Annotated in this window: 15 protein-coding genes; 13 read left to right on the forward strand and 2 right to left on the reverse strand. The window is 51.9% G+C overall.

What is annotated here, in order from left to right; all coding sequences use genetic code 11:
• Positions 1 to 13: 13 nt before the first annotated feature.
• Positions 14 to 1,171, forward strand: coding sequence for a cysteine desulfurase family protein (locus Q5911_RS08380; RefSeq protein WP_303182372.1), 1,158 nt, complete (start codon positions 14 to 16; stop codon positions 1,169 to 1,171).
• Between the two features lie 56 nt (positions 1,172 to 1,227).
• Entirely contained in the window at positions 1,228 to 2,412 is a 1,185-nt protein-coding gene (thiI, locus tag Q5911_RS08385; protein ID WP_076778095.1) for a tRNA uracil 4-sulfurtransferase ThiI, read from the forward strand.
• A 112-nt stretch (positions 2,413 to 2,524) separates the two neighbouring features.
• Here thiI and Q5911_RS08390 read toward each other — a convergent pair whose 3' ends face one another.
• Positions 2,525 to 2,755, reverse strand: coding sequence for an HPr family phosphocarrier protein (locus tag Q5911_RS08390; RefSeq protein ID WP_033125872.1), 231 nt, complete (start codon positions 2,753 to 2,755; stop codon positions 2,525 to 2,527).
• A 153-nt stretch (positions 2,756 to 2,908) separates the two neighbouring features.
• On the opposite strand from Q5911_RS08390, the gene mtaB reads away from it, so the two are divergent.
• From mtaB to Q5911_RS08430, 8 genes are all read left to right on the forward strand, one after another.
• Entirely contained in the window at positions 2,909 to 4,213 is a 1,305-nt protein-coding gene (gene mtaB / locus Q5911_RS08395) for a tRNA (N(6)-L-threonylcarbamoyladenosine(37)-C(2))-methylthiotransferase MtaB (protein ID WP_303182373.1), read from the forward strand.
• Positions 4,214 to 4,270: 57 nt separating this feature from the next.
• The gene (locus Q5911_RS08400; protein ID WP_033125870.1) at positions 4,271 to 4,534 is read left to right on the forward strand and encodes an IreB family regulatory phosphoprotein; all 264 of its coding nucleotides are present in this window, start codon (positions 4,271 to 4,273) and stop codon (positions 4,532 to 4,534) included.
• A gap of 6 nt (positions 4,535 to 4,540) precedes the next feature.
• Positions 4,541 to 4,990, forward strand: coding sequence for a Holliday junction resolvase RuvX (gene ruvX / locus Q5911_RS08405; protein WP_076778090.1), 450 nt, complete (start codon positions 4,541 to 4,543; stop codon positions 4,988 to 4,990).
• Between the two features lie 27 nt (positions 4,991 to 5,017).
• On the forward strand, positions 5,018 to 5,275 hold the full coding sequence (locus tag Q5911_RS08410) for a DUF1292 domain-containing protein (protein ID WP_303182374.1): 258 nt from the start codon (positions 5,018 to 5,020) through the stop codon (positions 5,273 to 5,275).
• Positions 5,276 to 5,281: 6 nt separating this feature from the next.
• Entirely contained in the window at positions 5,282 to 5,743 is a 462-nt protein-coding gene (locus tag Q5911_RS08415) for a Fur family transcriptional regulator (RefSeq protein ID WP_076778086.1), read from the forward strand.
• A gap of 29 nt (positions 5,744 to 5,772) precedes the next feature.
• Entirely contained in the window at positions 5,773 to 7,446 is a 1,674-nt protein-coding gene (locus tag Q5911_RS08420) for a ribonuclease J (RefSeq protein WP_076778083.1), read from the forward strand.
• A gap of 98 nt (positions 7,447 to 7,544) precedes the next feature.
• Positions 7,545 to 8,198, forward strand: coding sequence for an O-methyltransferase (locus Q5911_RS08425; protein WP_303182375.1), 654 nt, complete (start codon positions 7,545 to 7,547; stop codon positions 8,196 to 8,198).
• On the forward strand, positions 8,195 to 9,424 hold the full coding sequence (locus Q5911_RS08430) for a peptidase U32 family protein (protein WP_303182376.1): 1,230 nt from the start codon (positions 8,195 to 8,197) through the stop codon (positions 9,422 to 9,424). The genes Q5911_RS08425 and Q5911_RS08430 overlap by 4 nt, the downstream gene beginning before the upstream one ends.
• Before the next feature lie 22 nt (positions 9,425 to 9,446).
• On the opposite strand, the gene sigK is transcribed toward Q5911_RS08430, so the two are convergent.
• Positions 9,447 to 10,064 (reverse strand): RNA polymerase sporulation sigma factor SigK, encoded by a 618-nt coding sequence (gene sigK, locus Q5911_RS08435; protein ID WP_226395581.1) that lies wholly within the window; start codon positions 10,062 to 10,064, stop codon positions 9,447 to 9,449.
• A gap of 375 nt (positions 10,065 to 10,439) precedes the next feature.
• Here sigK and Q5911_RS08440 point away from each other — a divergent pair, with 375 nt between their 5' ends.
• Genes Q5911_RS08440 through topA form a run of 3 tightly spaced genes read left to right on the forward strand, consistent with a single transcriptional unit; the run spans position 10,440 to position 15,257 of the window.
• Positions 10,440 to 11,984 carry a YifB family Mg chelatase-like AAA ATPase gene (locus tag Q5911_RS08440; protein ID WP_303182377.1) on the forward strand — a complete coding sequence of 515 codons (1,545 nt, stop codon included), beginning with the start codon at positions 10,440 to 10,442 and terminating at the stop codon, positions 11,982 to 11,984.
• Between the two features lie 35 nt (positions 11,985 to 12,019).
• Entirely contained in the window at positions 12,020 to 13,135 is a 1,116-nt protein-coding gene (dprA, locus tag Q5911_RS08445; protein ID WP_303182378.1) for a DNA-processing protein DprA, read from the forward strand.
• A gap of 46 nt (positions 13,136 to 13,181) precedes the next feature.
• Positions 13,182 to 15,257, forward strand: a complete 2,076-nt coding sequence (gene topA, locus Q5911_RS08450; protein WP_303182379.1) for a type I DNA topoisomerase — start codon at positions 13,182 to 13,184, stop codon at positions 15,255 to 15,257.
• Positions 15,258 to 15,280: the final 23 nt, after the last annotated feature.

Here is a 15,280-nt window from a genome sequence, read left to right on the forward strand (position 1 = left end):
GGAGTGATCTTTGATGGAAGTTTATCTTGATAATTCTGCCACCACCCGGGCGTATGACTGTGTGGGGGATCTTGTGCGCAAAGTCATGTGCCAGGACTACGGCAACCCCTCCTCCATGCACGCCAAGGGAGTGCAGGCGGAACATTATATAAAAGAGACAAAAGAGATACTGGCAAAACTCTTGAAAGTGAAGGACAAGGAGATTGTCTTCACATCCGGAGGCACGGAGAGCGACAACCTGGCCCTCATTGGCGCGGCCAGGGCCAACAGGCGACGGGGAAACCACCTGATCACCTCCTCCATCGAGCATCCGGCGATCCTGAACACCATGCGCTATCTGGAGGAGGAAGAGGACTTCCGCGTCACCTTCCTGCCGGTGGACCGGTACGGGAGAGTGAATCTGGAGGCTCTGAAGGAGGCCCTCTGTCCGGAGACTATCCTTGTGTCCATCATGTACGTGAACAATGAGGTGGGATCTGTGCAGCCTGTCCAGCAGGCAGCTGATATAGTAAAGGCATATAATAAAGATATCCTGTTCCATGTGGATGCAGTACAGGGATTTGGAAAATACAGGATTTATCCCAAAAAGGAGAAGGTTGACATGCTCTCCTTAAGCGGACACAAGATCCATGGCCCCAAGGGAACGGGGGCTCTCTATATCGGAGAGCAGGTGAAGATAAGGCCCATCGTCTTCGGGGGAGAGCAGCAGAAGAATATCCGCTCCGGAACGGAGAACGTGCCCGGCATTGCAGGCCTTGGCCTGGCGGCAAAAACAATCTACGACGGTCTGGAAGAGAAAGTGGCCCGCATGCGGGCGCTGAAAGCCCGGTTCATCGAAGGCGTGCAGAAGCTGGATGATATTACCATCCACGGCCTCTACGATGAGACCAGCGCGCCGCATATTATCAGTGTTGGATTCGCTGGGGTGAGAAGTGAGGTCCTGCTGCACGCGCTGGAGGAGAAGGGGATCTACGTGTCCTCCGGCTCAGCCTGCGCCTCCAATCATCCAGCCATCAGCGGCGTGCTGAAGGGGATCGGAGCCCAGAAGGAGTATCTGGATGCCACCCTGCGTTTCAGCATGTCAGAATTTACAACAGAAGAAGAGATTGACTATACACTGAAAACCTTATATAATTTAGTACCAGTATTGCGCAGATACACAAGACGGTAACAGCGCCGAGGCCGGGACCGTTTGTCTGCGCCACAGGAAGAAAAGAGGAAAAAACCATGACATTTCACACTTTTTTGATCAAGTACGGTGAGATCGGTATCAAGGGAAAGAACCGCTATATGTTCGAGGACGCCCTGGTGCGTCAGATCCGCTATGCCCTGCGGGGAGCGGACGGAAGCTTTAAAGTGTATAAGACAAGAGGCAGGATCTATGTGGACTGCGAGGGGATCTACGACTATGACGAGGTGACAGAATGTCTCCAGAAGGTCTTCGGCATTGTGGGCATCTGCCCTGTGGTGCGGCTGGAGGACCAGGGATTTGAACAGCTGAAAAAAGACGTGGTTGCCTACATGGATGAGCTGTATCCGGACAAAAACATTACCTTCAAGGTGGAGGCAAGGAGAAGCCGGAAGAATTATCCCAAGAACTCCATGGAGATCAACTGCGATATCGGTGAGGCTATTTTAGATGCGTTTCCCGAGATCCGGGTGGATGTGCACCATCCGGATGTGATGCTGAATATTGAGATCCGGGAGGACATCTATGTATACTCCAGGATCATTCCGGGCCCGGGAGGTATGCCTGTGGGAACCAACGGAAAGGCCATGCTCCTTCTGTCTGGCGGTATTGACAGCCCGGTGGCAGGCTACATGATCGCAAAGAGGGGCGTTGCCCTGGAGGCTACCTATTTCCATGCGCCGCCCTACACAAGTGAGAGGGCAAAGGAGAAGGTGGTGGATCTTGCAAGGATCATCGCAGCCTACGCGGGACCGATCCGTCTCCACGTGGTGAATTTTACAGACATTCAGCTCTACATCTATGACCAGTGTCCCCACGATGAGCTGACCATTATCATGAGAAGATATATGATGAAGATCGCGGAGCACTTTGCCAAAGAGGATGGCTGTCTCGGTCTGATCACAGGCGAGAGCATCGGTCAGGTGGCAAGCCAGACCATGCAGAGCCTGGCGGCTACCAATGAAGTGTGTACGCTGCCGGTGTACCGGCCGCTGATCGGTTTTGACAAGAAGGAGATCGTGGAAGTGTCTGAGAAGATCGGCTCCTACGAGACATCCATACAGCCCTTCGAGGACTGCTGCACCATCTTTGTGGCAAAACATCCGGTGACAAAGCCGAACATCAACATCATTCACAGGTCAGAGGAAAATCTGGCAGAGAAGATTGATGAGCTGGTACAGACAGCCATTGAGACAGTGGAGATCATAGACGTGCAGGGATAGGAGCGCTTTTGTTTTGTGGGGGAGTCCGAAGGGGTTCTCCACAAAATAAAAAATACGCCGGAATGTCAGAACATTTCGGCGTATTTAATATGTTCGCTGTAAACCTGTCCGATTATACAAGGTATGGTTTCAGAGTCTCAAGCACTTCATCGATGCCTGCGTCAGCGTGGATGTTCAGGTCGATAGGCTTGGACAGATCCAGGCTGAAGATACCCATGATAGATTTTGCATCGATTACGTATCTTCCGGATACAAGATCAAAGTCATAATCAAACTTTGTAATATCATTTACAAAAGATTTTACTTTGTCGATTGAGTTTAAAGAAATTTGTACTGTTTTCATTGGAATAACCTCCTTGATTTCTTAATCAGTTTCTATAATCATCTTAAGAGCTGAAAGGTTAAAAGTCAAGGAACAATTTGCCAAAGAATTGGGACAAATTTCGTTAAAGCATACAACAATTTACACGAGAACAGAAGAAAAGAGAGGATGAAAATGAAAAAGGCAGCACTTCACAATCTGGGATGCAAGGTAAACGCATATGAGACGGAAGCCATGCAGGAAATACTGGAGCAAAGTGGCTACGAGATCGTGCCCTTCCACGAGAAGGCGGATGTCTACGTCATCAACACCTGCACAGTCACGAACATGGCAGACCGCAAATCCCGCCAGATGCTCCACCGGGCAAAAAAGCTGAATCCGGACGCTGTGGTAGTGGCAGCCGGATGCTATGTCCAGGCCAAGGAGGGGGAAGTGGATGCCTGCGTGGATATTGTCATCGGAAACAACAAAAAGCATGAGCTGGCTTCCATTCTGGAGGAGTATTTCAGAGCCAGAGAGGGAGAACAGGCAGGGGCAGGATGGAAGGAGATCATCGACATCAGCCATACCCCGGAGTACGAGGAGATGCGCCTGACCCGCACAGGAGAGCATACCCGGGCTTACATCAAAGTGCAGGACGGCTGCAACCAGTTCTGTTCCTACTGCATCATTCCCTACGCAAGGGGGCGGGTGCGCAGCAGGCGCAAGGAGGATGTGGTGTCCGAGGTGCGGACGCTGGCAGAAAGCGGCTACAAGGAAGTAGTGCTGACCGGCATTCATTTGAGCTCCTACGGGCTGGATCTGGATCAGGGGGAGGACCTGCTCTCGCTGATCTGTGCCGTCCATGAGGTGGAGGGGATCTGCCGGATCCGCCTGGGTTCCCTGGAGCCAAGGATCATCACAGAGGAGTTTGTGAAGACGATTGCCTCCCTGCCCAAGATGTGTCCTCATTTCCATCTCTCTTTGCAGAGTGGCTGCGATGAGACGCTGCGCCGCATGAACCGGAGGTACACGACCCAGGAGTACTATGAAAAATGTCAGCTTCTGCGGCAGTATTTTGACCATCCGGCTCTGACCACGGATGTGATCGTGGGATTTCCCCAGGAGAGCGAGGAGGAGTTTGAAAAATCCATGGCTTTTGTGGACAAAGTGGACTTCTATGAGACCCACATTTTCAAGTACTCCCGGCGGGAGGGGACGAAGGCTGCCGCCATGGACGGACAGGTGCCGGAGCAGATCAAAAATGCCAGGAGCGCCAGACTCATTGCCCTTGGCAGGCGCAAGCAGCAGGCCTATGAGGAGCGGCTCATGGGAACCTGCGTGGAAGTCCTGATGGAGGAGGCCGTGGAGAGAGAGGACGGTATTTACCAGGTGGGACACACGAAAGAATATGTGAAAGTCGGACAAAAAACGACAGAGAATTTGTCAAATCAGTTGATAAATGTAGAAATTGAGAACCGTTTACAAATAATTCATTGAATTTCAGATTGGAATAGAGTAGAATAAATATGAAGTATTTTTGGAGGACGTGAGTATATGAAAGAATTAACCAACACCCAGTTTTTCCAGGTAGAAAGCGGCCCGCAAATTCAGGCAAAAGATATACTTGAGATTGTGTACAAGGCATTAAGTGAGAAAGGCTATAATCCGGTCAATCAGATCGTCGGTTACATCATGTCAGGTGATCCTACCTATATCACAAGCCACAACGGCGCCAGGAGCCTGATCATGAAGGTGGAGCGGGACGAACTGGTAGAAGAGATGCTGAAGGCGTATATCAAGTATCACGGATGGGAATAATTTTTTATGAGAGTGATGGGACTGGACTATGGCTCTAAGACAGTGGGGGTGGCTGTGAGCGATCCCTTAGGTCTTACAGCCCAGGGAATTGAGACCATCTGGCGCAAGGACGAGAACAAGCTGAGAAAGACATGTGCCCGCATCGAGGAGCTGATCCGGGAGTATGAAGTCGAGAGCATTGTACTCGGACTGCCGCGCCATATGAACAACGACGTGGGAGATCGGGCGGAAAAATCTTTGGAATTCGGTGAGATGCTGCGCCGGCGTACTGGCCTTGAGGTCATTATGTGGGACGAGCGTCTGACTACGGCAGAAGCAGAGCGGACTTTAATTGAGAGCAACGTAAGAAGGGAAGACCGCAAGAAATACATTGACAAGATTGCGGCTGTTTTTATATTGCAGGGATATCTGGACTCGAAATACCATGAGGCGGCCATCAGTAAGGACCGTCTTTAAATACTGGATTTTTTGAGGTGTATTGTAATGGAAAAAATTAAATTTCAGTCTGACGGGATGGAAGAGGCAGAATTTTTTGTCCTGGAGCAGACAAAGCTTAATGGAACGTCCTATATTCTGGTCACAGACTCAGAAGAGGGAGACGCGGAGTGTCTCATCTTAAGAGACGGATCAGAGGCAGAAGATACAGACAGCATTTACGAGATCGTAGAGGATGACACGGAGCTTTCCGCTGTGTCGAAAGTGTTTGAAGAACTTCTTGAGGATATCGAGATAGAAAGGTAATGTACTATGTCTATAAGCCAGGAAAAATTCAAAGAGATGCTGAAGGAGAAAGGTCTGAAGGTGACCAATCAGAGGCTCCTTGTTCTGCAGGTGCTTGCAGAGCACGGAGATGAGCATATGACCGCGGAGGATATCTTTGAGCTGGTCAAGGAAGATTACCCGGAGATCGGTCTGGCGACCATCTACCGGACAGTCCAGCTCCTTCTGGACATGCAGCTTGTGGACCGGATCATGCTGGATGACGGATGTGTGCGGTATGAGATCGGAGATTTTCTGGATGAACAGGAGGGACATCGTCACCACCATCATCATCTGATATGCACGGAATGCGGAAACGTCTCTGCGTTCAGAGACGATCTTCTGGAAGATCTGGAAGCCTACATTGAAAAAGAGACAGGCTTTCAGGTGACAGATCATGAACTGAAATTTTACGGCGTGTGCAGAAAATGCCGTGAAGAAAAAGAATAACGGAAAAATAAACCTATGGAGGTGTAAGCTTGAAGAAAGAAAACAATGGAAAATTGCGCATCATTCCGCTTGGGGGCCTGGAGAAGATCGGAATGAACATTACTGCCTTTGAGTACGGAGACAGTATTATTGTGGTGGACTGCGGTCTTGCGTTCCCTGAGGATGACATGCTGGGAATTGACCTGGTCATCCCGGATATTACCTATCTGAAGGACAATATCCAGAAAGTCAAAGGTTTTGTGATCACCCACGGACACGAGGACCACATAGGTGCCCTCTCCTATGTGCTGCGTGAGATGAACCTTCCCATTTACGCTACAAAGCTGACAATGGGTATTATTGAAAAGAAGCTGACAGAGCATAATCTGCTGCGGTCTACCAGAAGAAAAGTGGTAAGATTTGGACAGTCTATCAATCTGGGACAGTTCCGGATCGAGTTTATCAAGACAAACCACAGTATCCAGGATGCGTCAGCCCTTGCCATCTACTCCCCGGCAGGTATCGTGGTACACACAGGAGACTTTAAGGTGGATTACACACCGGTCTTCGGAGATGCCATTGACCTGCAAAGATTCGGTGAGATCGGTAAAAAGGGCGTGCTTGCTCTTATGTCAGACAGTACAAACGCAGAGCGTCCCGGATTTACCCAGTCAGAGAGAACGGTGGGACATACATTTGACCACCTCTTTGCAGAGTACAAGAACACAAGGATCATCATTGCCACCTTTGCGTCCAATGTGGACCGTGTGCAGCAGATCATCAATTCTGCTTACAAGTATGACAGGAAAGTAGTTGTGGAAGGCCGGAGCATGGTGAACATCATCTCCACAGCCCAGGAGCTTGGCTATCTGAACGTGCCGGACAAGACCCTCATCGAGATCGACCAGCTGAAGAACTATCCGCCGGAGAAGACCGTGCTCATCACCACAGGAAGCCAGGGAGAGTCCATGGCAGCCCTGTCCAGAATGGCAGCTGACATTCACAAGAAAGTGACCATTATGCCCGGAGACACGGTTATTTTCAGCTCTAACCCCATTCCGGGAAATGAGAAATCTGTCTCCAAGGTCATCAATGAGCTTTCCGAGAAGGGTGCGAACGTGATCTTCCAGGATGCCCACGTATCCGGACATGCCTGTCAGGAGGAGTTGAAGCTGATCTACTCCCTTGTAAAACCGAAGTACGCGATCCCGATTCACGGCGAATTCCGTCACAGGAAAGCCAACGCAGGCCTGGCCCTGTCTCTTGGCATTCCAAAAGAGAATGTCTTTATGCTGCAGTCCGGCGATGTGCTGGAGCTTGACAGCAAGGAGGCCAAGGTGGTGGACAAGGTGCACACCGGAGAAGTGCTGGTAGACGGACTTGGCGTCGGCGATGTTGGAAATATTGTCCTTCGTGACCGCCAGCACCTGGCGGAGGACGGTATCCTCATTGTGGTCATGACCCTGGAGAAGGGAACCAACCGGCTCCTGGCCGGCCCGGATATCGTATCCCGCGGTTTCGTCTACGTGCGGGAGTCCGAGGGACTGATGGAGGACGCAAGGAAAGTCCTTGTGGACGCAGTGGACAACTGCCTCCACCGCCAGAGAGGCGCGGACTGGAGCAAGATCAAACTGGTTGTCCGTGACACGATGAACGAGTTCATCTGGAAGAGGACAAAGAGAAGACCGATGATCCTGCCGATTATTATGGATGTTGACAGATAATTTAAAAAAGTGTAAAGAGGGACGTAATACTTTTTAAAAGTATTACGTCCCAAATTAACGTAACTGGTGTGTAATTGTGTATAGACTGGTGTGCAGATATGATTAATGACGAGAGAATTACGACTTTTATCCACTCTCTGGAGACGCCGGAATGCCCGGCGCTGGAGGAGATCGAGGAAAAAGCGCTGGCAGATCACGTGCCCATTATCCGAAAGGAGACCCAGAGCTTTCTGAAGGTGCTGCTGCAGATCAAGAGGCCCCTAAGGATACTGGAACTGGGCACAGCTGTGGGCTTTTCTGCCCTGCTTATGAGCGAATACGCCCCGGAGGGATGCCGGATCACGACCATAGAGAACTATGAAAAGAGGATCCCCATTGCACGGGAGAATTTCCGGCGGATGGGGAAAGAAGAGGAGATCACCCTTCTGGAGGGAGATGCCCTGGAAGTGATGAGAGGGCTGGAAGGCCCCTTTGACCTGATTTTTATGGATGCCGCAAAGGCACAGTATATCCACTATCTGCCCGAAGCCTTCCGCCTTCTGGAAGAGGGGGGCGTCCTTGTGACAGATAATGTGCTCCAGGACGGAGATATCATGGAGTCCCGCTTTGCTGTGGAGAGACGGAACAGGACGATCCACAAGAGGATGAGGGAGTATTTGTATCAGCTGAAACACGATGAACGGCTGTTGACCAGCATTCTTCCCCTGGGAGACGGACTGGCAGTCAGCGTAAAGAAAGGAAAAACATTATGAACAGACATCCTGAACTGCTCATCCCGGCCAGCAGCCTGGAGGTGCTGAAGACAGCAGTGATCTTTGGCGCGGACGCAGTGTATATAGGCGGTGAGGCCTTTGGCCTGCGGGCAAAGGCGAAAAACTTTTCCAGAGAGGACATGGCGGAGGGAATCCGGTTCGCCCACGAGCACGGCGTGCGGGTGCATGTGACAGCCAATATCCTGGCCCACAATGACGACCTTCCCGGCGTGCGTGCGTATTTTGAGGAACTTAGGGAAATGAAACCGGATGCCCTCATCATTGCTGATCCGGCAGTCTTTGAGATAGCCAAAGAAGTCTGCCCGGAGATCGAGAGACACATCAGCACCCAGGCCAACAACACCAACTATGGAACCTACAATTTCTGGTGGAAACAGGGCGCTAAGCGGGTGGTGTCCGCCCGGGAGCTTTCTCTTAAGGAGATCAAGGAGATCCGACAGAACATACCGGAGGATATGGAAATCGAGAGCTTTATCCACGGAGCTATGTGTATCTCCTATTCAGGCAGATGCCTTCTGAGCAATTATTTTACTGGAAGGGATGCCAACCAGGGTGCCTGCACTCATCCCTGCCGCTGGAAATATTCCATCGTGGAGGAGACAAGGCCCGGGGAGTACATGCCTGTCTATGAAAATGAGAGAGGCACGTTTATCTTCAACTCCAAGGATCTGTGCATGATCCGGCACATTCCAGAGCTCATCGATGCAGGCATCGACAGCTTTAAGATTGAGGGAAGGATGAAGACCGCACTCTACGTGGCCACAGTGGCCCGGACCTACCGGAAGGCCATAGACGATTACCTGGAGGATCCGGCCCTCTACGAGAAAAATATGCCCTGGTATCTGGATCAGATATCCAACTGTACCTACCGCCAGTTCACAACGGGATTTTATTTTGGGAAGCCGGATGAGAGTGCCCAGATCTACGACAATAATACCTATGCTAAGGACTACACCTATCTGGGTATCATTGGCAGCGAGAAAGACGGGCTTTACCAGATCGAGCAGAGAAATAAATTTTCTGTGGGTGAGCAGATCGAGATCATGAAGCCGGACGGCAGAAATGTGGAAGTGACGGTGCGCCGGATCGTAAATGAGGACGGACAGGAGCAGGAGAGCGCGCCCCACGCAAAACAGACCATCTATGTGGATTTGGGAGCTGAGGCAGATCTTTATGACATCTTGAGAAGAAAAGAAGAAGCATAACAGACAAAATAGCTGCGGGAGTTTAGAAATAGTCCCGCAGCTTTTCTATTGCGCTCTTTTCAATCCTTGAGACATAAGAACGGGAGATCCCAAGTTCCTTGGCAATCTCCCGCTGTGTAAATTCATCTCCATTGTAGAGACCATACCGCATTTTCAGAACAATCCGTTCCCGGGGAGAGAGAACGGTTTCTATCCTGGAATAGAGGAGCCGGACATCATCGCTGAGTGCGACTTTTTCATGAGCATCATCTGTGTCTGACTCGATGATGTCAAAGAGCTGTATTTCATTTCCCTCCCGATCCGTACCGATGGGCTCATAGAGGGACACATCCCGGGCAGACTTCTTCCTGGTGCGCAGGTACATGAGAACTTCGTTTTCTATACATCTTGCGGCGTAGGTTCCAAGCCGCACAGCCTTGTCAGGGTTGAAGGTCACCACTCCCTTGATGAGGCCGATTGTCCCGATAGAGAGAAGATCCTCCGTCTCCTCGTCCATGGACTGATATTTTCGGACAATATGTGCCACAAGACGCATGTTCCGCTCGATCAGAATGTGCTTCGCTTCCTGGTCACCTTCCGTATATTTCTGCAGGTAATATTGCTCTTCGGCCGCTGTCAGTGGTTGGGGAAAGGATTTCAAATGAAGCACCTCTCTGGCGTGGTTAATTACAGTCTATGTCAAAAAGAGGTGTTTTGTGCTTTTCCAAAAGGAAGAAGAAAATTATTGTTGGACTGGAGCGTGGCGGGAGATTATTATCAGCTTTAAACAACAGTGTTATCTAAGGAGATATCAGAGGGAAAATGGACATTTTTTCTGATATCTCCTTTAAAAAGCAAAAAATGCTTGATAAGTCTACGTAATGAGCGTATACTAAACATACTTTCTTAGATTCACTTTATTATCAGTTCATTGTTCTGATGATCTTTTATGACAGGGCATATCGCCCGGACGATTTCAAAAAGAAACAGACAGACAACAGCAAAATGCAGTACGGTAGACAAAGGAGGAGTGCCTATGAGTCTTGGTATGGTCTATTCTGCGGCCCTTCACGGCATGGAAGTGAAATTCATCTGCGTGGAGGCGGACCTGAGCAATGGCCTGCCCATGTTCCACATGGTGGGCTATCTGTCCTCGGAGGTAAAGGAGGCAGGGGAGCGGGTGCGCACGGCGATCCGCAACAGCGGTCTGGAGATCCCGGTGAAGAAGACAGTGATCAACCTGTCTCCCGGCAGCGTGAGAAAGAGAGGGGCTTCCTTTGACCTGCCCATTGCCCTGGCTATCCTGGCGTCCCAGAACCTGGTCAGGCAGGAGGCGCTGGAGCGTGTGCTGGCGGTGGGAGAGCTGGGGCTGGACGGCAGCATCCGGGATGTGCCGGGTGTCCTGCCCATTGTGTGGGAGGCGAGAAAGCAGGGATACCGGCTGTGCATTGTGCCGGCGGGCAATGAGGCGGAGGCAGCCCTTGTGGAGGGGGTCCCTGTGCTGGCAGCAGGCAGCTTGGCCCAGCTTCTGGAGCTGTTGGAGGGGAAAACGCGGCCGTCTGGAGGAAAGAGGACTGCCATCCAGACGGGGAAAGGCGCGGAGCCCGCATTTGTGGGAGATTTTCAGGAGGTGAGAGGGCAGGGTGCGGTGAAGAGGGCGGCGGAGATCGCTGTGGCAGGCGGCCACAATTTTCTCATGGTGGGCCCGCCGGGCAGCGGGAAATCCATGATCGCCAGACGGATTCCTACGATACTGCCGCCCCTTGAGATGGAGGAGGCGCTGGAGATCACGAAGATATACAGTGTCCAGGGAATGCTGGAAAAGGATACGCCGCTCATACGACACCGGCCATTCCGGGAGGTGCACCACACAGTCACAAAGGCGGCTCTCATAGGCGGCGGGCTGATCCCGGCCCCGGGGGAAATATCCCTGGCTCATAAAGGAGTTCTCTTCCTGGACGAGTTGACAGAATTCTCCCGCCCTGTGCTGGAGGTGCTGCGCCAGCCTCTGGAGGAGAAGAGAATACGCCTCACCAGAAAACAGGGAGTGTACGAGTTCCCGGCGGACTTTATGCTGGCAGCGGCCATGAACCCGTGCCCTTGCGGATACTATCCGGATGCAGGCAGATGCACTTGTACGCCTGCCAGCATCAGCCAGTATCTGGGCAAAGTCAGCCAGCCTTTTCTTAGCCGCATTGATATCTGTATGGACACCCCTGCTGTGGAGTACAGGAACCTGCAGGGAAGCGCCGGGGAGGAGACATCGGAAAAAATACGACAGAGAGTGTGCCTGGCGAGAGAGAGGCAGCTTTGGCGGTACAGAGCGGAGCCGTGGAAGACAAACGCCTCGCTTCCAGCCAAAAAGATACCGGAATACTGTGCCCTGGGAGACAAAGAGGAGGTCACCATGGAGCATGCCTTCAAGAAGATGGGCCTCACTGCCAGGACCTACCACAAAGTGCTGAAAGTGGCCAGGACCATTGCGGATCTTGACGGAAAAGATAAGATCCAGTCCTGCCATCTGTCGGAGGCTATCGGCTATCGGCTGCCGGATGCGAAATACTGGGGCGATCTGTGCTGACAGAGACTGAGAAGGCAAAAGGAGGAGAGTGTGCAATGAAGTATGAATACTGGCTTTCCTGTATCCGTCCTCTGGCAGGGAAGAAAAAGGAGCAGCTAAGGAACAGTGTGGGGAGCGCCAGAGATGTATATTATATAGAAGAAAAAAAGCTCCGGGAGATGGCTTTTCTGACAGAAAAAGACAGGGAGACCATCCGGAACTTCCAGAAAAAAGGAGATCTGGAGACAGAATATGACAGGCTGCTGGAGCGAGGAATCCGTCTTGTAGCCTGTCATGATCCGGCTTATCCAAGGCGCCTGAAAAGGTCTGCCGGGTATCCCTACGCTCTCTTTGTGAAAGGCCGTCTGCCCGACGATGACAGACTCTCCGTGGCTATTGTGGGGGCCAGGCAGTGCAGCGCCTACGGGGAGAGGCAGGCGCTGCGCTTTGCAGAGTATCTGGCAGGCCGGGGCGTCCAGATCATAAGCGGCATGGCCAGAGGGATTGATGGCGCGGCAGGAAGAGGAGCCATAAATGGAGGGGGCGACACATATGCTGTACTGGGGTCCGGAGTGGATGTGTGCTATCCTGCGCAGAACAGGGGACTCTACGCGGATATTACGAACAGGGGAGGCATTCTGTCTGAGCAGCTCCCGGGAACAGCCCCCAGGAAGGAGCATTTCCCCGCCAGGAACAGGATCATCAGCGGGCTTGCGGACGCTGTCCTTGTGATGGAGGCCAGGGAGCGCAGCGGTTCCCTGATCACGGCGGACATGGCCCTGGAGCAGGGGCGGGATGTGTATGCCCTGCCTGGGCCTGTGGACAGTCCTCTTAGCAAAGGCTGCAACCGGCTGATCCGGCAGGGGGCGGGGATCCTTCTTGGCCCCGAGGAACTGCTGGAGGAGATGGTCAGTGAACCCGCCCTGGCGGCTCTTCTGCCGGGCGAAAGGGAGGGACAAAGGGAATGTGAAAAATCAGACAAAAATAAAAAAGTGCTTGAAAGTGCCGAAAATATAGTGTATAGTTGCCTTGGTCTGTATCCCAGAGACACCAGTTCGCTGCTGGAAGAGACAGGACTTTCGCCGGCAGCCCTCATGGAGACGCTGGTCGCTCTGCAAATCAGGGGATACATTAAGGAAATTTCAAAAGGCTACTATATCCGGACCAGCTGAGCGGAGGGATATAGGCAGCAAGAGGTATTGGAGGAAGAAAATAGAAATGGCTCATTATCTTGTAATCGTGGAGTCTCCTGCAAAAGTGAAGACGATCAAAAAATTCCTGGGAAGCAATTATACAGTGATGGCTTCCAACGGGCATGTGCGGGACCTGCCCAAAAGCCAGCTCGGAATTGACGTAGAGCATGACTTTGAGCCCAAATATATTACAATACGCGGGAAAGGAGAGATCCTTGCAAGCCTTCGGAAGGAAGTCAAGAAGGCTGACAAGGTGTATCTGGCAACTGACCCGGACCGGGAGGGGGAGGCCATCTCCTGGCATCTGTGCAAGGCCCTGAAGCTGGAGGACAAGAAAACCTACCGTATCAGCTTTAATGAGATTACCAAGAATGCGGTGAAGGCATCCATCAAGAACGCCCGCGAGATCGATATGGATCTGGTAGACGCCCAGCAGGCCCGCCGGGCCCTGGACAGGATCGTGGGGTACGAGATCAGCCCTCTTCTGTGGGCTAAGGTCAAGAGGGGCTTAAGTGCCGGACGTGTCCAGTCTGTAGCTCTGCGTATCATTGCGGACCGGGAGGATGAGATCAACGCGTTCATACCGGAGGAGTACTGGACCCTGGAGGCTATCCTGAATGTAAAAGGGGAGAAGAAACCCCTCCGGGCCAAATTCTACGGCACAGAAAAAGAGAAGATGACCATCCGTTCCAGGGAGGAGCTGGATAAGATCCTGAATGATCTGGAAGGTGCGTCCTACAGCGTGGAAGAGGTGAAAAAGGGCGAGCGGTACAAGAAGGCGCCGGTGCCCTTCACCACCAGTACCATGCAGCAGGAGGCGTCCAAGGTCCTGAACTTTGCCACCCAGAAGACCATGCGGATCGCCCAGCAGCTCTACGAGGGAATTGATATCAAGGGTAACGGCACGGTAGGTCTGATCACCTACCTGCGTACAGACTCCACCCGCGTGTCCGATGAAGCGGAGAGCAGTGTCCGCGAGTTCATAGGAAAAAGCTACGGGGAGCAGTTTGTGGCCACCAGCACAGCAAAGCAGTCTGACAATAAGAAGATCCAGGATGCCCACGAGGCCATCCGCCCCACAGATGTGACCAGGACGCCGGCAGCCATGAAGGACTCTCTGACAAGGGATCAGTTCCGCCTGTATCAGCTGATCTGGAAGCGTTTTGTGGCAAGCCGCATGCAGCCTGCAAAATACGAGACAACGTCTGTGAAGATAGATGCGGATGACTACCGCTTTACAGTGGCAGCCTCTAAGGTCGTATTTGAGGGCTTCCGCACCGTGTACACAGAGTCCGATGAGGAGAAGGAAGAGGCCAATGTACTCCTGAAAGGGCTGGATGAGAATTCGGTCCTCACCAAGAAGGAGTTTGATACAAAACAGCATTTCACACAGCCGCCGGCACACTACACAGAAGCGGCGCTGGTAAAGACGCTGGAGGAGCTTGGGATCGGACGCCCAAGTACCTACGCTCCGACCATCTCCACCATCATTGCCAGAAGATATGTGGCAAAGGAGAACAAAAATCTGTATCTGACAGAGCTTGGAGAAGTGGTAAACAATATCATGAAGCAGTCTTTCCCGGCCATTGTGGATGTGAACTTCACAGCCAACATGGAAGGACTTCTGGACAAAGTGGCAGAGGGGAAAGTAGAGTGGAAGTCTGTTATCGAGAACTTCTACCCGGATCTTGACGAGGCGGTGAAGACAGCGGAAAAAGAGCTGGAGACTGTGAAGATCGAGGATGAAGTCACAGACGTGATCTGCGAAGAGTGCGGCTGCAACATGGTTGTCAAGTACGGCCCCCACGGCAAGTTCCTGGCCTGTCCAGGGTTCCCGGAGTGCCGCAACACAAAACCGTACCTTGAGAAGATCGGCGTCAAATGTCCGCAGTGCGGCAAGGACATTGTGATCCGCAAGACCAAGAAGGGCAGAAGGTACTATGGATGTGAGGACAATCCGGAATGTGATTTTATGTCCTGGCAGAAGCCGTCGGAAAAGAAATGCCCGAAATGTGGCGGATACATGGTGGAAAAAGGCAGCAAACTCGTCTGTATGAATGCGGAATGCGGATATAATGAAAACAAAAAGGAAAATTCATAGAAATTATTCAAAAAAAATGCGCA

Source organism: Lachnoclostridium phocaeense, from assembly GCF_959599685.1.
GTDB lineage: Bacteria > Bacillota > Clostridia > Lachnospirales > Lachnospiraceae > Claveliimonas > Claveliimonas monacensis.